The sequence below is a fragment of the Embleya sp. NPDC055664 genome, assembly GCF_053618075.1.
Genome location: NZ_JBSHGZ010000034.1, coordinates 1 through 19,317, shown reverse-complemented (window position 1 = coordinate 19,317; position 19,317 = coordinate 1). Strand labels below are relative to the sequence as shown.

The window sequence follows — 19,317 nt, the reverse complement described above, 5'->3', positions numbered from 1 at the left end:
GCTCAGGCCGCCGTCGACGTCGTACCGGACGAGCCGGACGAGGACGTCGACGTGGAGGACGTCGACGACGAAGACGAGGAGCCCTCCGAGGAGGACGAGGAGGACGAGGAGGACGAACCCGTCGAGGACGAGCCGGACGACGCGGCGGTCGCCGGCGTCGACGACGTGCTCGAGCCGCGGCTGTCGGTCCGGTAGAAGCCGGAGCCCTTGAACACCACGCCCACCGCCGAGAAGACCTTGCGCAGCCTGCCCTGGCAGGCGGGGCACACGGTCAGCGCGTCGTCCGTGAACTTCTGGACGGCCTCGAGGCCCTCGCCACAGGCGGTGCACTGGTACTGGTACGTCGGCACGGTCTGGTCCTCCTTCGACAGACAGGTCAGCTGGGTACTGGCACTCTCACCTGTCGAGTGCCAATGGTGCAGCATCCACCGGAGTTCCGTCCACCACGGTGGTGGTCGTCGGTGTAATGGGTGTCACATCCGCCTTCGGCTTCAGCAGCCGTTGCCCGGCCAGCACCACCAGGAAGCCGATGCCGGCGGAGGCCAGGGTGAGCGCGAACCCGGCGCCCGAGCCGCGCGCGTCGGTGAGCATCCCGGAGAACGTCGAGCCGAGCGCGAGGCCGAGCCCGATCGCCCCGGTCAACCAGGTGAACGCCTCGGTCTTGGCCGCGGCCGGGACCAGCGTGTCGACGAGGGTGAAGCCGGTGATCAGCGTGGGTGCGATCGCCAGTCCGCACAGCAACGCGACGGGCACCATGATTCCCACCGACGGGATGGCCCACAGCGGCGCGGTGCCGAGCGCGAGCAGCGCGAACATCACCACCATCCGGCGGTGCGCGGCCCGTCGCCAGGCGATCGCGCCGTAGACGGCCCCGGCGATCAGGCTGCCGCCCGCGAAGACCGCGTACAGCGCGCCCGCCAGGCCGGGCCGGCCCGCCTCCTCGGCGAACGCGGTGACCGAGACCTGCACGGTGCCGAAGACCCCGCCGATGCAGATGAACGCGACCACGAGCAGGCGTACCCCGCCGATCCGCAGCGCGGACGTGTGCGGCGTGTCACCGGCCGTGCGGACCACCCGCCGGGGCGCGGTGCCGCGTTGTGCCGCGAACAACAACGACCCGACCACGGTCAGCGCGGCCTCGACCACCAGGCCGGCCGCCGGGTGTACGCCGGTGGCCAGGAAGGTGGCCACCACCGGGCCGACCACGAAGGTGAACTCGTCGGTCACCGACTCGAACGCGAACGCGGTCGGCAGCAGCGGCGACCGCTCCAGGTGCGCCGCCCAGCGGGCCCGCACCATCGAGCCGATCTGCGGCACCGTCGCACCGGACAGCACCGCGGTCGTGAACAGCAGCCACAGCGGCGCCTCGGCGAGCGCGGCCACGATCAGCGCGGACACCGCCGCGCCGTGCAGCAGCGCGCCGGGCACGACCACCGCGGCCTGGCCGAAGCGGTCGGCGAGCCGACCCGTCTGCGGGCCGACGAAGGCCAGCGCCACGGCGGCCGCGGCGGAGACCGCGCCGGCCGTGCCGTACGAGCCGGTGGTGTGTTTGACGAGCAGCACGATGCCCAGGCCGAGCATCGCGTAGGGCAGCCGCGCGATCAGCGCGGGAGCCAGGAATCGCCAGGCGGAGGGGGTCCGCAGCAGCGTGGAGTACGTGGAGATCATGCGCACCGCCCCCGGCGGGCGCGTGCGGCGGTCCGATGCGTGGGCATCGTGGGCATCGCGGGTTGTCGCTTCCTGCCACCTGGTGACGCACAGGGGAAACCCCGGTGCGCCGAGAGCTGTCCTCGAAAGCGTCCACCGGGGTAGATACCGAAGCGTTGTGCCTCGGCCGCCGTGCGGTCACGACGCCAGCCCTGCGTCAGGCAGAGTCGGTGTGTGCAGTGGGATCGGCGTTCGGGACACCCTGGGGCGCCCCGCCGACGATCAACCATACGATTGTATCCCAGGCGCACCCGGCCCGGACCGACGGCGGGGCGCCGCGCCTCAGGTGTCGCCCTTGACCCCGAACCAGCTCGCGAGCTTGCCGCCCCGGCTGACCGCGCGCAGTCGGTCCTCGGTCTGGTCGCGCACCGCGTCGGTGGTCACCACGAGCAGGTCGTCGCCGCGCCGCAGCACGGTGGTCGGCTCGGGCACGAAGCTCCCGTCCTCGCGCACGATCAGGGTGACCGCGGCCCCGCGCGGCAGACGCAGCTCGCCGACCTCCACGCCGTGCATCCGCGAACCCGTCGGCACGTTCACCGACAGCAGGTGGCCGTGCAGCTTCTCCAGCGGCGCGGACTCCACGCCGAGGTCGGTCGGCTCGTCGGCACCCGCGAAACCGGCCTTGCGCGCTATCCACGGCAGCGTGGGCCCCTGGACCAGGGTGAACACGACGACCAGCACGAAGGTGATGTTGAACAGCCGCTGGGCGTCGGGGATGTCCTTCACGATCGGGATGGTCGCCAGCACGATGGGCACCGCCCCGCGCAGTCCCGCCCAGGACAGGATCAGCTGCTCGCGCCACGGTATGCGGAACGGCGACGTGGTCACGATCACCGACAGCGGCCGGGCGACCAGCAGCAGGATGGTGCCGATCACCAGCGCCGGGACCACCGCGCTGCCCAACTCGTGCGGGGTGACCAGCAGTCCGAGCAGGACGAACAGCCCGATCTGGGCGATCCAGCCGAGCCCCTCGGCGAAGCCGCGCGTGGCCGGGCCGTGTGGGAGCTGCGAGTTGCCCAGGACCAGCGCGGTCAGGTAGACCGCGAGGAACCCGCTGCCGTGCGCCAACGCGCCGCCGGAGTAGGCCAGCACGCACAGCGCCATCACCGCGATCGGATACAGGCCGGAGGCCGGCAGCGCGACGTGGCGCAGGCCGAACGCGCCGAGCCGGCCGACCGCGAGGCCGACCGCCGCGCCTATCGTCAGCTCCAGGCCGATCTCGCCGAGGATCCTGTACCAGGGTTCGATGTGGCCCGTGTGGGCGAACGTGACCACCAGGATCACCACCGGCGCGTCGTTGAACCCGGATTCGGCCTCCAGCAACCCGGTCAACCGGTGCGGCAGCGGCAACTTGCGCAACACCGAGAAGACCGCGGCGGCGTCCGTGGAGGACACGATCGCGCCCATCAGGATCGCGGTCGACCAGTCCACGTCGAGCACGATCCTGGTGGCCAACGCGGTGACCGCGACACTCACCCCGACCCCGACGGTGGACAACACCGCCGCGGCCGGCACCGACGGCCTGATCTCCTTCCAACTGGTGGCGATCCCGCCCTCCGCGAGGATCACTATCAGCGCGGCGTAGCCGAGCGTCTGGGTCAGTTCGGCGTTGTCGAAACCTATGCCGAGGCCGTCGGCCCCGATCACCATTCCGAGTCCGAGGTAGAGCAGCAGGCTCGGCAGCCCGGTGCGGGTCGCCAGGCGGACCGCTATGACAGCGGACAGCATGACGAGGGCACCCAGGAGCAGGACCTGGTTGAGCTCGGGCACGGACACGTGCGTCACCTCCGGCGGTCGTCGGTCCGGCCACCCCCCAGGCGGCCGCACGGAGTGCTTGAACATGAAGGCAGACGACGACGGGCGAAGCCGGCGTCGCGAATGCGCAGGGAATCAGCAGGCCTTGGGACGGGGGGCCCTGCCGCGCCGGCGAACCGGCGATCAATTACCTACGCCTGGGAAATATTTTACCAAAGCGAAGGATCCATACCCCACAGGGGTCCCGTCTCGTACCCGTGGCTGTGCTGTCGACGACACTCGGCTTTTAAGGTGTCCCTTGCCGCACCGACCGCATAAGGACCTTGATGCCTCCCTCGAAGACGCCCGACCCGGAGCAGCCCCCCGGTGGCCAGGACGCCTCATCCTCCGGGTGGGACGACTGGCCCACGGGCGAGTGGCCCACATCGCAGTGGGCCGCGGCGGATCCGGTCGCGGCCCAGCGGCGCGCGGAAGAACGCGCGGAGCGTGAGCGCCGGGCCGCGCCCGAGCCGTACGACGAACCCGAGCCGTACGTCCCGCAAGAGCCAGAGCAAGAGCCCTACGTCCAGCCCTACGTCCCGCAGGAGCCGTACGCGCCGCGGCAGGACCCGTATCCGGCGCGGGAGCCCCACGCCGGACAAGAGCCGTACGCCCCACCGGAGTCGCCCGCCCCGGGGGAGCCCTACCCGCCCCTGGAACCGTACGCGGAGCCGGCCGCGGGGTCGGTCCCGCCGCCCGCCGCGGCGCCCGTACCGCCCGCGCCGCGCGCCGCCGAGCCACCGCCGGCCGGTCCCGCGCCCGCGCCGGTACCGGCACCGGCACCGATCCCGGCACCCGCGCCCGAGCCCGCCCCCTCGCCCGCACCCTCCGCCGCGACCGGCTCCACCGCCGAGTCCGCGCCCGAGGCCGCCGCGCCCGGCGCCGCGCCCGAGGCCGCCGAGCCCGCCGCCGGCGGCACCGGCAAGGTCAAGGAACGATCGAACACCCCCAAGGGGCCGTCCAAGGCTTGGCGCCGGTTCCGGCTGACCGCCATCGTCTTCGTCGTGGTGCTCGCCATCGCGGCCGGCGGACTCGGTTGGTGGGGCTGGCAGTTGTCCCGCGACTCGTTCCCGCAGACCAGCGGCACCGTGCGGATCGCGGGGCTGACCGGCAAGGTGGACGTGGTCCGCGACGCCCAGGGCATCCCGCAGGTGTACGCCGACACGTCCGAGGACCTGTTCCGGGGGCAGGGCTACGTACACGCCCAGGACCGGTTCTGGGAGATGGACGTACGCCGGCACATGACCGCGGGCCGGCTCTCCGAGATGTTCGGTTCCGGGCAGGTGGACAACGACAAGTTCCTGCGCACGCTCGGCTGGCGCAAGGTGGCCGAGCAGGAATACGCGGCGCTGGCCCCGGAGTCGCAGAAGTTCCTCCAGGCCTACGCCGACGGGGTCAACGCCTATCTGAAGGACCACAAGGGCGCCGACGCGTCGTTCGAATACGCGCTCCTCGGCCTCGTGCACGACGGCTACAAGGCCGAGCCGTGGACCCCCGTCGACTCGGTCGCCTGGCTCAAGGCGATGGCGTGGGACCTGCGGACCAACATGCAGGACGAGATCGACCGCGCGCTGCTGTCCGACAAGTTGACGGTCAACCGGATCGACGAGCTGTACCCGCCCTACCCGTACGACACGAACAAGCCGATCGTGCGCAACGGCGACATCGTCAAGGACGGCAAGACCGAGCGCTTCGCCCAGGACGCGCCGCCGCCGGCGCCGTCCAAGAACGCGCAGTCCGCGCTGGCCAACCTCTCCGAGTCGTTGTCCAAGCTGCCCTCGCTGTTCAGCGAGAAGTCGTCGGGCGTCGGCTCCAACTCGTGGGTGGTGGCCGGCAGTCGCACCACCACCGGCAAGCCCCTGCTCGCCAACGACCCGCACCTGTCGCCGTCGCTGCCGTCGGTCTGGTACCAGATGGGGCTGCACTGCCGCGCGGTCGGACCGCAGTGCCAGTACGACGTCTCCGGCTACACGTTCTCCGGCATGCCCGGCGTGATCATCGGCCACAACCAGAAGATCTCCTGGGGCTTCACCAACCTCGGCGCCGACGTGACCGACCTGTACCTGGAGAAGGTCCAGGGCGACGGCGTGCTCTACGACTCCAAGTGGGAGCCGTTCAAGGAGGTCCGCCAGGAGACCATCAAGGTCGCCGGCGGCGCCGATCGCCGGATCACCGTGCGCACCACCCGGCACGGACCGATCCTGACCGACGCCTCCGACGAGTCCGACGACCTGAAGGATGTCGGCAAGGACGCGCCGATCCCCGACCTGAGCCCCCAGCGCGAGGACGGCTACGCGGTCGCCCTGCGCTGGACCGCGCTCGACCCCGGCAGCTCGATGGACGCGCTTTTCCAACTGGACCGGGCGCAGAACTGGAACGACTTCCGCGCCGCGCTGAAGAACTTCGACGCGCCGTCGCAGAACGCGATCTACGCCGACGTCGAGGGCCACATCGGCTACCAGGCGCCCGGCAAGATCCCGCTGCGCCGCAGCGGCGACGGCCGGTGGCCGGTGTACGGGTGGGACCCGAAGTACGACTGGCTGGGCACCATCCCGTTCGAGTCGTTGCCGAACGTGTACGACCCGCAGGAGGGTTACATCGTCACCGCGAACAACGCGGTGACCTCGCCGGCGTACCCGTATCTGCTGACCTCCGACTGGGGGTACGGCGCCCGCAGCGCGCGGATCGAGGAGATGATCGTCAACGCGCCGGGCAAGATCGATCCGGCGATGATGCAGAAGATGCAGGTCGACGACGTCAACCCGGTCGCGCAGTTCCTGGTCCCGGCGCTGCTCGCGGTGCGGATCGACGATCCGTGGGTGCGCGAGGCGCAGGACCTGCTCAAGGACTGGGACAAGCGCAACGACGCCGACTCCACGGCCGCGGCGTACTTCAACGCGGTGTGGCGTCAGGTGCTGATGCTCGCGTTCGGCGACAAGATGCCGTTCTCGGTCCGGGCCGACAACGACTGCGCGAGCAACGCGGACAACACACACGTGCAGTGCGGTGACCGGGACGACTCGACCGCGCAGCCCGACGGCGGCGACCGGTGGAACGAGGTCGTGCGCACACTGCTGGCCACCCCGGAGAGCCCGTGGTGGAACATCTCCAAGAACCCGGGCGCGGTCACCACCCGCGACGGGCTGCTGCACAAGGCGATGACCGAGGCGAAGAAGGACCTCACCGCCCGGCTCGGCAAGAACATCGACACCTGGTCGTGGGGCCGGCTGCACACGCTGACCCTGCGCAACCAGACCCTGGGCACCGAGGGTCCGGGCGTGGTCAAGTGGATGCTCAACCGGGGGCCGTACGCGATGTCCGGCGGCGAGGGGCTGGTCAACGCGACCGGCTGGAACGCCGCGCAGGGCTACGAGGTGACCACCGTGCCGTCGATGCGGATGGTGGTGGACATGTCCGACCTGGACGCGTCCCGGTGGATCAACCTGACCGGCGCCTCCGGGCACGTGTGGCATGACAACTACACCGATCAGACCGACCTGTGGCGCAAGGGCAAGACGCTGCCGTGGGCGTTCACGCCGGCGGCCGTGGACAAGGCGGCCAAGCACCGGCTGACCCTGCTCCCGGCCGGTCCGGCGGCGCCGGGCAAGCCGTGACGGGCGCCCGCGGCGGTGCTACCGGGTGAACCGGTACACCGCCGCGGGCGTCACCGCGATGTCCACGGGCACGTCGTGCGGCTCGGCCGGCACCCGGTCGAGCACCTCGTCGTCGTACAGCAGCACCACGGTGACCGCCGCCTCCGGCACCCGGGCCAGCGCCCGGTCGTAGGAGCCGCCGCCGCGCCCCAGCCGCATCCCCCGGCGATCCACCGCCAGCCCGGGCACCACCAGCACATCGGCCGTGCGCACCGCCTCCGGGCCGAGCCGCCGCCCGATCGGCTCACGCAGCCCGCGGCCGGCCGGCACCAGCGACGCCGGCCCCTCGTACAGCGCCCAGTCCAGGTCGTTGTCGGCCAGCAGCACCGGCAGCAGCACCCGCCGGGTCGACCCGGCGGCCAGGTCCTCGGCCAGATCCCGCCCGCCCGGCTCGGAACCCACCGGCACATACGCCGCGACGGTGCCCGCGGCGGCGATCTCGGGGAGCGCGAGGAGCGCGTCCCGGAGCGCGCGACTCGCCGCGACACGCCGGTCCGACCCGGAACGTGACCGTGAGTTCATCAACTGTGACCTCAGCGTGGCCTTGTCGTTGAGGATGTCCTTCATGCTGTTCCCTGAATGACGTGTTTGGACGGGTTACCGAAGGAGTCCGCGCAATCGACACAGTTCGCGCCATCGCACCGGACCCGGATCCCGCATGAGCCTGACTTTCGAACGCCTCCTGATCATCCTGCTCGTCGGCGCGCTCGCGGTCGCGGTCGGCTCGCTGACGGTCGCCGTACGCCGGTTGCGCGCGATCGCCGGCAACGAACTGCCCGAACTGCGACACGAGGTCACCCGGTTGGAGCTGAACCGGGCCGAGTTGGAGCGGTTGTCGGTCACCGATCCGCTGACCGGCGTGTGGAACTACCGCTATCTGCAACTCGTGCTGGACCGCGAGGTGATGCGGGCGACCCGGTTCGGTCGGCCGCTGGGGCTGCTCATGCTCGACCTCGACCACTTCCGCGCGGTCAACGAGCGGCACGGCCACCAGGGCGCGGGCGCGGTGTTGCGCGAGGTGGCCCAGCGGCTGGCCCTGGAGATCCGCCAGGTGGACACCATCGCCCGGTACGGCGGCGAGGAGTTCGTGATCCTGCTGCCCGAGACCGACGCGGCCGGGGCGGCCAAGGTGGCGGAGCGACTGTGCTACGCCGTACGCCGGGGCACGTTCGGCGCGGCGACCGACCCGGTCCCGCTGACCCTGGCGATCGGCACCGCCGTGCTGCCCGAGGACGGCACCCACGCCACGACCCTGCTGCGCGCCGCCGACCGCGCGCTGGCCCGGGCCAAGCGGGCGGGCGGCGACCGGTTCTGCGGCCCGGACCCGGCCGAGACCGGGCCGGCGGCCGACAACCGGCCAATCGCCGGGCTTCATGGCACCCCCGGCGACCTCACCCGTTAGTGTGCGGTCATGTCTGCGCGTCATGCGTTCCGGCTCACCAAGGCGGTCGTGCCCGCCGCCGGCCTCGGTACCCGGTTCCTGCCGGCGACCAAGGCCACGCCCAAGGAGATGTTGCCGGTCGTGGACACGCCGGCCATCCAGTACGTGGTCGAGGAGGCCGTCGCGGCCGGGCTCACCGACGTACTGATGGTCACCGGGCGCAACAAACGCGCCCTGGAGGACCACTTCGACCGGGCCTACGAACTCGAACACGCGCTGGCCGCCAAAGGTGACTTGGACCGGCTCAAGCTGGTCCGCGAGTCGAGCGAGTTGGCCGCGATCCACTACGTGCGCCAGGGCGACCCACGCGGCCTCGGGCACGCGGTGTCCTGCGCCCGGCCGCACGTGGGCGACGAGCCGTTCGCGGTGCTCCTGGGCGACGACCTGATCGACCCGCGCGATCCGCTGCTCGCCACGATGCTTCGGGTACGCAGCGAACTCGGCGGCAGCGTCGTGGCGTTGATCGAGGTCGACCCGGCGCAGGTGCACCTGTACGGCTGTGCGGCGGTGGAACCCCTGGCCGAGGGCGTCTCCGAGCCCGGCGTGGTGCGGGTGACCGACCTGGTGGAGAAGCCGGAGACGGGGACCGCGCCGAGCAACTACGCGGTGATCGGGCGCTATCTGCTGGACCCGGCGGTGTTCGACGTGCTGGAGCACACCCCGCCCGGTCGGGGCGGCGAGATCCAGTTGACCGACGCCCTGCGGGTGCTCGCGAGGCGCGGGCCGAACGAGGGCGGCACCGTGCACGGCGTGCTGTTCGAAGGGCGCCGCTACGACACGGGCGACCGGGCCGACTATCTGCGTGCCATCGTGAAGCTGGCATGCGAGCGTGAAGACCTGGGGCCCGAATTCCGGGCCTGGTTGAGGCAGTACGTGAACGAGGAGATGCACGGATGAAAAGCGTCGAGGACCATCTGAGCGGGATCCTCGAACGGATCGCCCCGCTCGCCCCCCTCGAACTGCAACTGCTCGACGCGCACGGCAGTCTCCTGGTCGACGAGGTGGCCGCCACCGGCGACCTGCCGCCGTTCGACAACTCGTCGATGGACGGCTACGCGGTGCGGCTGGCCGATGTCGCGGACGCGGGCGAGCAGTACCCGGTGGTGCTCGAAGTGGTGGACGACATCGCCGCCGGCGACACCCCGAAGGTCGCGCTCGGATCGGGCACGTGCGCGCGGATCATGACCGGCGCGCCGGTGCCGGAGGGCACCGAGGCGATCGTGCCGGTGGAGTGGACCGACGCGGGGCTGCCGACCGTGCGGATCACGAAGGCGCCGTCGAGTGGGCAGTTCATCCGGCGGCGGGGCGACGACGTGTCGGCGGGGCAGACCGTGCTGGACGCCGGGACCACGATCGGCTCCGCCCAGGTCGGTCTGCTCGCCGCAATCGGCCGGGAGCGGATCCGGGTCCGGCCCAGGCCGCGCGTGGTGATCCTGTCCACCGGCAGCGAGCTGATCCAGCCCGGCCGGCCGATCGGCCCCGGGCAGATCCGCGACTCGAACAGCTACATGCTCACCGCCGCCGCGCGCGAGGCCGGCGCGATCGCGTACCGCGTCGGCAACGTGCCCGACGATCCCAAGGTGCTGATCGACACGATCGAGGACCAGCTGATCCGGGCGGACCTGGTGGTCACCACCGGCGGGGTCAGCGCGGGCGCCTACGACGTGGTCAAGGAAGTGTTGTCCGAGCTGGGCACGGTCGAGTTCGGCAAGGTCGCGATGCAGCCGGGGATGCCGCAGGGTTTCGGCGTGATCGGCCCCGACGAGACGCCGATCTTCACCCTCCCCGGCAATCCGGTCAGCGCCTTCGTGTCCTTCGAGGTGTTCGTCCGGCCGGCGCTGCTGCGGATGCAGGGTGCCGCGGTCACCGAGCGCCCGACCGTGCGGGCGACCTGTTCGACGGCGCTGACCTCTCCCGAGGGCAAGCGTCAGTTCCTGCGTGCGTGGTACACCCCGCCGGTGGACGGCGTGGGCGAGGGCACCGTCGATCCGGTCGGCGGCACCGGCTCCCACCTGCTCGGCAGCCTCGCCCGGGCGAACGCGCTGATCAGCCTTCCCGCCGAGGTCACCGCGGTGGCCGAGGGCACCGAGGTGTCCGTGATGCTGCTCGGCTGAGCGGGCGGCGGCGTCTGCGTCCGGGCGCCGCGATCCCGGTCCGGGCGGGCCCGTGCATGCGGGGCGCCCGGTTGTGCCTCTAACGTTGCCCCGACATGAAACGCCGGTTCGACGCACACGGAAGTCGGACACGGACGGCACTTCGACGCCCACCGCAACGGGGGGCTCACCGTATGGGGTGGACAGTTGACGCGCGGCGCCAAGAACCTCACGCACCTCGACGAGGCCGGCGCGGCCCGGATGGTGGACGTCACGGCCAAGGACGTCTCGGTCCGCACGGGCACCGCGTCGGGCCGGGTGCTCGTGTCGCCGCGGGTGGTCGAACTCCTGCGCGGCGAGGGCGTACCCAAGGGTGACGCGCTGGCCACCGCCCGGATCGCGGGCATCATGGCGGCCAAGCGCACCCCCGACCTGGTACCGCTGTGCCACCCGATCGCGCTGCACGGCGTCGCGGTGGATCTGTCGGTGCACGACGACGCGGTGGCGATCACCGCGACCGTGCGCACCGCCGACCGCACCGGCGTCGAGATGGAGGCGCTGACGGCGGTCTCCGTGGCGGCGCTGACGGTGGTGGACATGGTCAAGGCGGTGGACCCGGGCGCGGTGATCACCGACGTACGGGTCGAGGCGAAGACGGGCGGAGTCTCCGGGGACTGGCAGCGGGACCCGGGGGCAGGGGCCACACAACGGGACGGAGGGCAAGTCTGATGCGAGCCATGGTGATCACCGTGTCCACGCGCGCGGCGGCCGGGACCTACCAGGACGAGAGCGGCCCGGTGATCGTGCGCGGGCTGCAACAGATGGGCTTCGAGACGCGCGGGCCGCAGATCGTGCCGGACGGCGAGCCGGTCGCCCAGGCGCTGCGCGACGCGTGCGCGGGCCACTACGACGTGATCATCACCACCGGGGGGACCGGGCTCAACCCGTTCGACCAGACCCCGCAGATGACCAGTCGGGTGATCAGCTACGAGGTGCCCGGCATCGCCGAGGCGATCCGGATGGAGAACTTCGACAAGGTGCCGACCTCGATCCTGTCGCGCGGCATCGCCGGCGTCGCGATCACCCAGGACTCGCACTGGACCTACCGCAGCCTGATCGTCAACCTGCCCGGCTCGCCGGGCGGCGCGCAGGACGGGATCACGGTGCTGGCGAAGGTGTTGCCGCACGTGGTGTCCCAGCTCCAGGGCGGCGACCACGCGCGCGGCGGCGGTTTCGGCGGCGCCGGCGGTGCCGGCGGGTTCGGCGGCGGGCCGCAGCAGGCTCCGCCCGGCGGCGGGTACCAGGGCGGCTACGGCGCGGGTGGCGGCTACCAGGGTGGTGGCGGCGGGGGCGGCTACCAGGGCGGCGGGGGCTACGGAGGGGCGCAGCAGCCGCCATGGGGCACGCGCTGACCCGGGGCTGGCCCGTGGAACTCGCCGAGGGCCGGGTGACGCTTCGGCCGATCCGGGCCCGGGACGCGGCCGCCTGGCAGGAGGTGCACACCCGCAATCGCGAGTGGCTGCGCCGTTGGGAGGCGACCGTGCCGCCGGGGTCGGCGGCCGGGCGGCGGCCGACCTTTCGGCAGATGGTCCGCTTTTTGCGGGCCGAGGCCGGCGCGGGGCGGATGTTGCCGTTCGTGGTGCTGTACGACGGGCAGTTGGTCGGCCAGGTCACCGTTGCCGGGATCACCTGGGGGTCGATGTGCTCGGCGCATGTCGGCTACTGGGTCGACGAGCGCGTCGCCGGGCTCGGCGTGATGCCGACCGCCGTCGCGCTGGTCTCCGACCACTGCTTCTTCCGGCTCGGGGTGCATCGCCTGGAGGTGTGCATCCGGCCGGAGAACCGGGCCAGTCGGCGCGTGGTGGACAAGCTGGGATTTCGCGAGGAGGGCCTGCGCCCGCGCTACCTGCACATCGACGGCGACTGGCGGGACCACCTGGCGTACGCGCTGAACGCCGAGGAGGTCCCGGAGGGGCTGTTGATGCGGTGGCGCGCCTATCGGGAGAGCCGGGGGTTCACCTGGTAGTCACCGCCGCCTTCGGAATCTCTTCGATGTCGATCCCGCCATATCGACACATCGATCTCGCGATTTCGCTACTCTCCCGGAGATATGAGCGGTGTCACCTCGGCAGACCCCGGAGCCTCCGGGGGCATGGCTGCCCGGTGGGCCTCGGGGGGCTCGGCGACCCCGAGCGATCCGGTCGCCTCGATGATCCCGGTAGTCACATCCGTCACATGGGCATCAGAACGGATCGCACGACACACCGTGCCTAATCCGACGATGCGGTGCCCATCCGGCTTAGCGTGTGAAGCGTGAACGGCAGCGGCCTGATCTACGCAGCGATCGTGGGGGCCTGGGCTGCCTATCTGGTGCCCATGTGGCTTCGCCGACAGGACGAGCTGAACGAGGCCCGGCCGACCGAGCGTTTCACCACCGCGATCCGGATCCTGTCCCGTCGCGGCGCCTTCGAGCGGCGCTCGGCGCGGGCGCTGGCCGAAAAGAGCGGTACGGAGGGCGCCGAGCGCCGCGCCGCCGGTGAGTCCGGGCGCGGGCGGCGGCCGTCGGGGACGGCGGGCGCGGGGCCGGGTGTCGGGGCACAGGCTTCGGGTGCGCAGGGCTCGGGTGGGCAGGCTTCGAGTGCACAGGCTTCGGTGCAGGCCCCCGCCGGGCAGTCCTCGGGTGGCCAGTCGTCGGTGCCGCAGCAGGCGACCGGGTCGGGTGCCGGGTCCGCCGCGGCGGCCAAGGGCAGGGCCGGCGGCGCGGGCAAGCGCCCCGCCGCGCCGGTGCGCCGGGACGAGGGGCGCGCCGCGCTGCTCACCCGTCGCCGCCGGGTGATCGCGAGCCTGTTCGCCGGCTTCACCGCCGGCGCGATCCTGGCCGGTGTGGCCGGCCTCGCCTGGGTGTGGCTGCCCGCCGTGCCCGGCGTGTTGTTGTCGGCGTACATCGTGCATCTGCGGGTCCAGGAGCGCCGCCGCTACGAGGCGGGGCTGCGCCGGCTGGGCCGACCGGCGGGCAAGCCGGGCACGCCGGCCGACGCCGGCGCGGCGCACGAGGCTCGGGTCCGGGCAGCCCGGACGCGTGAGGCCGCCGACGGCGCGACGGCGGATCCCCGGCCCGCGACGCCGCCGACGGCCGGCGAGGGGCGGCAGGTCCGTACCCCGCGTTCGGGCTCCGGTGCGCCGGGTGCGTCCGGCCCCGCGGGAGCGGGCGGCGCCGCCGGCCCGGCCGGCTCGGCCCGGGGTCGACGCGAGCGTGCGGAGGAGGAGCCGGCGCTGGCCGAGTGGATCGCCGAACTGGCCACCGGTGACGGCCCCGACCGGGACGCGTGGGACCCGGTCCCCGTCCCGCTGCCCACCTACGTGACGGCCCCGGTCGTCCCGCGCGGCGACACCGAACAGGAGCCGGAGCGCCCGCAGATCCACGCCGTCCCGGACCCGCAACCGGCCGAGGCACTACGCCCGCCCACCCCGTTGTTCGACCAATACGCCGAGGACACCCGCACCGGCTACGGCGCCTCGGTCGACTCCCTCCCGCTCTACGAACACGAGTGGCGCCGAGCCGGCAACGAGTGAATACCCGTGCACGAGCCGGCTCGGGGAGGTGGTAATGTTTCTCCTCGTTGGGCCTGTGGCGCAGTCTGGTAGCGCACCTCGTTCGCATCGAGGGGGTCTGGGGTTCAAATCCCCACAGGTCCACACATCACGAAAGCCCCGCCGAACTCCGGCGGGGCTTTCGTCATTTCCGGATTCCACTGTGTGGTCGTCGGTTGGTAAAAGCGCGGAATTCCATCAGGCGCGGTGCGATCCCGATCAATGCGTCGAATCATGGCCGACTCACCCCCTACCGGGCGGTTCCTTCGTCTGCTGCCATGGAAGGTGCCAGGCGGGCGGCATCGACACCGGGGGGCACGGTGGGGACATCCACGCGGTGGGATGGACCGAGCGGGAGACCATGGAGTTCCGTAGGCGGTCGGCTGACCCGGTGGGACCCGGACGGGCCTGATGCCGAGGATCGCCTTCGGGGGATTGCCCGGGGCTATCTCCTGGCCCTCCAGTCGACCGTGCGTGACGATCCCTCGGCATTCGGCCTCTACGACGCCGCGTGTGCGGCGGGCGAACGATTGGCCGCGGTGCTGGAGAACCCGCCGCGGATGGAGACCGAGGCGGATTTCCTGGCCGGGCTCGTCTCCCGGATCGCCGGAGAGGGCGGCACCCTTGCGGACGCGGTCGTGCGTAGAGCTGTCGTGGCGGCGGGGCGTCAGGTGCTCGAACAGCACCCGGAACCGGAACCGGGCGCAAGAACGGGTTCGGCCGGTCGCGGTATCGCCTCGGATGTCCTGTGCGACCTCTTTCGATTCTTCTTCGCCGACGTGGTGGCCGAATTTCTGCGCTCCGTCGTGGCGGAGAAGGTGAAGTCGACCGTTCCGGTGCTGCCTGTCATCGATCCGGAGGACGTGATCAGCGGCTGGGTCGCGGACCATGTGTTGGAACTGGTCCCCGATCCCTGCGAGACCGCCGATACGGAAGGCTCGCCGGGCGGGTTGTCCCACGTTGCTCGGGGCCTTGTGCCGCGCACGGTCGGCATGATCCTCGGCCTTGTCACTCCGTTCGCCGGCGACGTGGGGGAGTCGGTGTGACCGGGCCCGGTCGACTCGTGTGGTGGTCGGCACACCCGAGGGATACGGCGACGGCACCCAAGCACGCGACAGTGGTCGGTGCGGACTCGTTCCAGGAACGCGAGGGCAGGGTCACCGGAGCGGATCGGTTGCCCGGTCTCGTCCCCGCCTGGGCCGAGGACCTGTTTCGCGTGGCTCGGGCCGCCTTCATCGCGGACAAGTACATTCGACGAAGCACCGCTGTCGACAACTGGACGCGCCACATCCACCTCTCGGTACCGGTGACCGATCCCGAACGTTGGGGGTCGCCCGTGGCGTCGGCTCATCTCACTACGTTGCTTCAGACGCTTACGGCAGACGTGTGGGAGGTGTCCTTCCGCGCGTTCCGACCCGAGTACACGTGCGAGGCGCTGCCGTTGGCGTACGAACGCCAGGTGAGTGAAGTGGCGTTGTTGTCGGGCGGCTTGGACTCCCTGAGCTGGGCGGCCACCCGTGCGGGAGCCGGTGGAACCAGTGCGCAGGGCCTGGTGTTCGTGATGTTCCGCGAGATCAGTCTCGACGCGGTGCAGCAACGGGTGTACGCGTCGGTTCGACGTCTGCGCCCCACCCGGGACATCTCACTGGTACCCCTGCGGCAGACCCCGAAGGGCGACGGATCCGGAGACCGACTGGAGACTTCTGCGCGCACCCGAGGACTGTTGTACACAACCGGTGCGGTTCGCATCGCCACGGCTCATCGGGTGCGGATCGTGCACGTGCCCGAGAACGGACAACTCGCGCTCAACCCACCGCTGACGCCGGCCCGCGCCGCGGCCTGCTCGACCCGTTCCGTCCATCCTTGGACGTTGCATCACCTGAATGCGTTGATGGCCGAGATCAGCGCCGGCGACGGTGCGGTGACGGTGGTGAATCCCCTTGGGCAGCTGACCAAAGGGGAGGTGTGTCGGGCCGCGCTGGACGCCGGTTTGAGACCGGCCGAGCTGGAGGGCACGGTGACTTGTGGCAAGCCGCCGATTCGGCAGGGGCAGGGCTTGACCATGGCCAACTGCGGTGTCTGTTACCCGTGCCTGGTACGGCGTTCCGGTCTGCTCCACTCCGTGGGCTTCGATCGGACCGTTTATGAGGTCGAGCCATGGTCTCTCGGTGCGGACTCGGAAAGGGACGAGGATTGGCGGGCCCTGCAGCGTCGACTGTGCAGGCCGCACACGCTCTCGGACCTGCTCGGTGATACTCCGTTGCCGCCGGGAACGGATGCGAAGGCCGCGCTGGATGTGCTGGTTCGTGGTTGGGGCGAGCTGTCCGGGCTGCTCGAATTCGCGCTGCGGGCGCAGCCCGTGAGCGCGGCGTCGGGAATGGCTTGGCCTGACGTCGAAGCCTTGAGTGACGAAGCGGCGCCCGGTGTGTGAACAGTGATCTTTCGGGCCGGGGTGGGAATGTCCGGGGGTCGATCGGCCTTGCTCGAAAGAGTGCGTCTCGCGTGGTGACGTGCGGGGCAGCGCCGCGTGTAGCGGAGTGTGTTCGGGTGGTTATTACGGTCGCGTAGGCGAGGTGAGCGGTGCCAACATCGGGTGACATGGCCGAGCTTGTGAATCCACACGGGAATCTGTCCGGAATCAACTCTTATGTGGCCATCGGCGACAGCTTTACGGAGGGCGTCGGGGATCCCGGGCCCGACGGGAACTATCTCGGGTGGGCCGACCGGTTCGCGGCTCGGCTGGCGGTGGAGCGGCCGGGGTTGCGGTACGCGAATCTCGCGGTGCGTGGGAAGTTGTTGCATCAGATCGTCGAGGAGCAGGTGCCGCTGGCCATCGCGGCGCGGCCCGATCTGGTGACGTTGTGCGCGGGGGGCAACGATGTGCTGCGGCCCGGGAGCGACCCGGACAAGCTTGCCGCGGAGTACGAGGAGGCGGTCGCCGCGCTGACGGCGACGGGCGCGCGGGTGGTGGTGTTCACCGGGTTCGATACGCGGTGGGTGCCGGTGCTCAAGTTGATCCGGGGCAAGGTGGCCACCTACAACGAGTTGTTGCGGGCGGTCGCGGATCGGTACGACTGTGCGGTGGCCGACATGTGGGGGCTCACCTCGCTGCACGATCGGCGGGCCTGGAGCGAGGATCGGCTGCACCTGTCGCCCGAGGGGCACGATCGGGTCGCGCTCAAGGTCGGGCGGGCGCTCGGGCTGGCCGTGGACGGTGACCCGGATGCGCCGTGGCCGGCGGAGGAGGTCGCGGTGACGGCGGGGGCGGCGCGGTTGGAGAACGTGCATTGGGCGCGGGAGCACCTGGTGCCGTGGATCGGGCGGCGGCTTCGGGGGCAGTCGTCGGGGGATCACGTGACGGCGAAGCGGCCGGAGTTGGCGCCGTTGGACCTGGCTGCGGCGCCGGTCGCGGAGCGCGCGAGCCGGGCGTCGTAGTGCGTGCGGGTGGGCCCGTCCGGCAGGTCCTCAGGCGCCGGACGGGCTGATTGGTCGGCCCGAGTCGGTTGTCCTCAAACGCCGGACGGGCTGAGGTGGGTGGCGTTCGCCGGTTCGGGCTGCGGTGTGTTGCGCCTGCGGCGGGCGTCCTCAAGCGCCGGACGGGCTGGGTTGGGTTGTGTTTGCCCGTTCGGGCGGCGGTTTCCGGGCGCCTGCGGCGGGCGTCCTCAAGCGCCGGACGGGCTGGGATGGGTTGGGTCCGGAGGTTGAGGCCACGGGCCGTGGCGCCTGTGGCGGGCGTTCTCCCACGCTGGGCGGGCTGACGTGTGTGGCTTGGTTTTTTGGGGGCCGTCAGGGGGGTGTGCTTGCCTCTGTGGTGGTGCCGAGTAGGAGTAGGTGGGTGGCTCGGCAGATTGTGTGTTCTACCTCTGTCATGGTCATTCGGCCGAAGGCCCAGCTGAACAGGGCGCCTTCCCAGGCGATGCCGAGCAAGTGGACGAACTCGTCGGCGTTGGTCACCTCGTCCGCCAGGGCCGTGCGGAACATCGTGTTCATGATGCGGTTGATTTCGCGGTGGCAGTCGCCCACGCCCGGGTCGGAGGAGCCGAGGGCGTGGATCAGGGCGGCGGTCAGGCGGGGGTGGCGGGCCATCGTGCGGCAGGTGTCGCGCAGGATCGCGCAGACCCGCTCGGCCGCGTTCGCGCCGTCCGGGCGGGCCGCGCCGCTGCGTTCCAGGGCCGCGATCCACTCCAGGTGGGTGGCCGCGAGCAGGTGGTCCTTCGAGGAGAAGTGCCGGTAGATGGTCGCCGAGGAGAGCCGGGACAGGCGGACCACGTCGCGCATCTGCACGCTGTCGTAGCCGCCCTCCGCGGCCAGGTCGCGGGTCGCGTCGATGGCTCGCCTGCGTATGTCCTGCTCCCGCGTGACGGGCACCGGTGCAGCCTCCCTCGGCATCGACGGCGACATCGCGCCGCTAGATCCAGGTGCTGAACCACATGCGGTCCAGCCATCCGCTGCGGGTGATCGTCTCACCGGTGAAGATCGGGTAGAAGTAGAGGAAGTTCCAGGCGATCAGGGCGATGATCGCGACCACGCCCGCGGTGCCCCAGGCGCGTCGGCGTTCGGTGGCTCCGGGTGGGCCGAGGAGTGCGCCGAGCATCATGGTCACGGCCAGGCACAGGAACGGGACGAACGCGACGGCGTAGAAGAGGAAGATCGTGCGTTGCTGGTACGCCATCCAGGGGAGGTAGGCGGCGGCCAGCCCGCACAGGATCGCGCCCGCGCGCCAGTCGCGTCGGCCCGCCCAGCGGAACAGCAGGTAGCCGACCGCGACCACCCCGGTCCACCACAGAAGTGGGGTGCCGATGCCGAGGACGGTTTGGTAGCAGTCCTGTTCGGTGCAGCCCGCCGTGCCCTGGTGGACCGTTTCGAAGTAGTACGCCACCGGCCTGCCCAGGACCAGCCAACTCCACGGATTCGACTGGTAGGGGTGTGGGCTGTCCAGGCCGGTGTGGAACGACCACATTTCGGCGTGGTAGTGCCACAGGCTGCGCAGTGGTGCGGGTACCCAGGTCATGCCGAATTGGGGGAGTGGGATGCCGAG

At 71.2% G+C, this 19,317-nt stretch carries 16 protein-coding genes, 1 tRNA gene and 1 pseudogene; 12 read left to right on the top strand and 6 right to left on the bottom strand.

What is annotated here, in order from left to right; translation table 11 throughout:
• Positions 1-2: 2 nt before the first annotated feature.
• From ACWGR4_RS37225 to ACWGR4_RS37215, 3 genes are all read right to left on the bottom strand, one after another.
• Positions 3-350 carry an FmdB family zinc ribbon protein gene (locus ACWGR4_RS37225; protein ID WP_452128614.1) on the bottom strand — a complete coding sequence of 116 codons (348 nt, stop codon included), beginning with the start codon at positions 348-350 and terminating at the stop codon, positions 3-5.
• Between the two features lie 46 nt (positions 351-396).
• Positions 397-1,668: an MFS transporter gene (locus tag ACWGR4_RS37220; protein ID WP_452128615.1), complete on the bottom strand. Its 1,272-nt coding sequence runs from the start codon at positions 1,666-1,668 to the stop codon at positions 397-399.
• Between the two features lie 321 nt (positions 1,669-1,989).
• Positions 1,990-3,549, bottom strand: a complete 1,560-nt coding sequence (locus ACWGR4_RS37215; protein WP_452128616.1) for a potassium/proton antiporter — start codon at positions 3,547-3,549, stop codon at positions 1,990-1,992.
• Between the two features lie 239 nt (positions 3,550-3,788).
• Between ACWGR4_RS37215 and ACWGR4_RS37210 the strand changes: the two genes are divergently transcribed.
• Positions 3,789-7,115 (top strand): penicillin acylase family protein, encoded by a 3,327-nt coding sequence (locus ACWGR4_RS37210; protein WP_452128617.1) that lies wholly within the window; start codon positions 3,789-3,791, stop codon positions 7,113-7,115.
• Between the two features lie 18 nt (positions 7,116-7,133).
• Here the strand turns inward: ACWGR4_RS37210 and ACWGR4_RS37205 are convergent, their stop codons facing one another.
• Positions 7,134-7,721, bottom strand: a complete 588-nt coding sequence (locus ACWGR4_RS37205) for a 5-formyltetrahydrofolate cyclo-ligase (RefSeq protein ID WP_452128618.1) — start codon at positions 7,719-7,721, stop codon at positions 7,134-7,136.
• 91 nt (positions 7,722-7,812) lie between these two features.
• Between ACWGR4_RS37205 and ACWGR4_RS37200 the strand changes: the two genes are divergently transcribed.
• From ACWGR4_RS37200 to ACWGR4_RS37150, 11 genes are all read left to right on the top strand, one after another.
• Complete coding sequence (locus ACWGR4_RS37200) at positions 7,813-8,556, top strand: GGDEF domain-containing protein (protein ID WP_380009172.1); 744 nt, start codon at positions 7,813-7,815, stop codon at positions 8,554-8,556.
• Positions 8,557-8,565: 9 nt separating this feature from the next.
• On the top strand, positions 8,566-9,492 hold the full coding sequence (galU, locus tag ACWGR4_RS37195) for a UTP--glucose-1-phosphate uridylyltransferase GalU (RefSeq protein ID WP_380009175.1): 927 nt from the start codon (positions 8,566-8,568) through the stop codon (positions 9,490-9,492).
• Positions 9,489-10,709 carry a molybdotransferase-like divisome protein Glp gene (glp, locus tag ACWGR4_RS37190; protein WP_380009178.1) on the top strand — a complete coding sequence of 407 codons (1,221 nt, stop codon included), beginning with the start codon at positions 9,489-9,491 and terminating at the stop codon, positions 10,707-10,709. The genes galU and glp overlap by 4 nt, the downstream gene beginning before the upstream one ends.
• 240 nt (positions 10,710-10,949) lie before the next feature.
• The gene (moaC, locus tag ACWGR4_RS37185) at positions 10,950-11,417 is read left to right on the top strand and encodes a cyclic pyranopterin monophosphate synthase MoaC (RefSeq protein WP_235618915.1); all 468 of its coding nucleotides are present in this window, start codon (positions 10,950-10,952) and stop codon (positions 11,415-11,417) included.
• 8 nt (positions 11,418-11,425) lie between these two features.
• Complete coding sequence (locus tag ACWGR4_RS37180; RefSeq protein WP_380009181.1) at positions 11,426-12,100, top strand: MogA/MoaB family molybdenum cofactor biosynthesis protein; 675 nt, start codon at positions 11,426-11,428, stop codon at positions 12,098-12,100.
• On the top strand, positions 12,085-12,714 hold the full coding sequence (locus tag ACWGR4_RS37175; protein WP_380009184.1) for a GNAT family N-acetyltransferase: 630 nt from the start codon (positions 12,085-12,087) through the stop codon (positions 12,712-12,714). Before ACWGR4_RS37180 ends, ACWGR4_RS37175 begins: the two co-directional genes overlap by 16 nt.
• A 287-nt stretch (positions 12,715-13,001) precedes the next feature.
• On the top strand, positions 13,002-14,261 hold the full coding sequence (gene sepX / locus ACWGR4_RS37170; protein WP_452128619.1) for a divisome protein SepX/GlpR: 1,260 nt from the start codon (positions 13,002-13,004) through the stop codon (positions 14,259-14,261).
• A 49-nt stretch (positions 14,262-14,310) separates the two neighbouring features.
• A tRNA-Ala gene (locus tag ACWGR4_RS37165) sits at positions 14,311-14,384 on the top strand.
• 434 nt (positions 14,385-14,818) lie between these two features.
• Positions 14,819-15,325 carry a hypothetical protein gene (locus ACWGR4_RS37160; protein ID WP_452128620.1) on the top strand — a complete coding sequence of 169 codons (507 nt, stop codon included), beginning with the start codon at positions 14,819-14,821 and terminating at the stop codon, positions 15,323-15,325.
• A gap of 71 nt (positions 15,326-15,396) precedes the next feature.
• Complete coding sequence (locus tag ACWGR4_RS37155) at positions 15,397-16,710, top strand: 7-cyano-7-deazaguanine synthase (protein WP_452128621.1); 1,314 nt, start codon at positions 15,397-15,399, stop codon at positions 16,708-16,710.
• A gap of 167 nt (positions 16,711-16,877) precedes the next feature.
• Positions 16,878-17,714, top strand: a complete 837-nt coding sequence (locus tag ACWGR4_RS37150) for an SGNH/GDSL hydrolase family protein (protein WP_380009196.1) — start codon at positions 16,878-16,880, stop codon at positions 17,712-17,714.
• Positions 17,715-18,065: 351 nt separating this feature from the next.
• Here ACWGR4_RS37150 and ACWGR4_RS37145 read toward each other — a convergent pair whose 3' ends face one another.
• Positions 18,066-18,647 (bottom strand): TetR/AcrR family transcriptional regulator, encoded by a 582-nt coding sequence (locus tag ACWGR4_RS37145; RefSeq protein ID WP_452128622.1) that lies wholly within the window; start codon positions 18,645-18,647, stop codon positions 18,066-18,068.
• Between the two features lie 40 nt (positions 18,648-18,687).
• Positions 18,688-19,317 (bottom strand): annotated as a pseudogene (locus ACWGR4_RS37140) (phospholipid carrier-dependent glycosyltransferase); the annotation flags it as partial.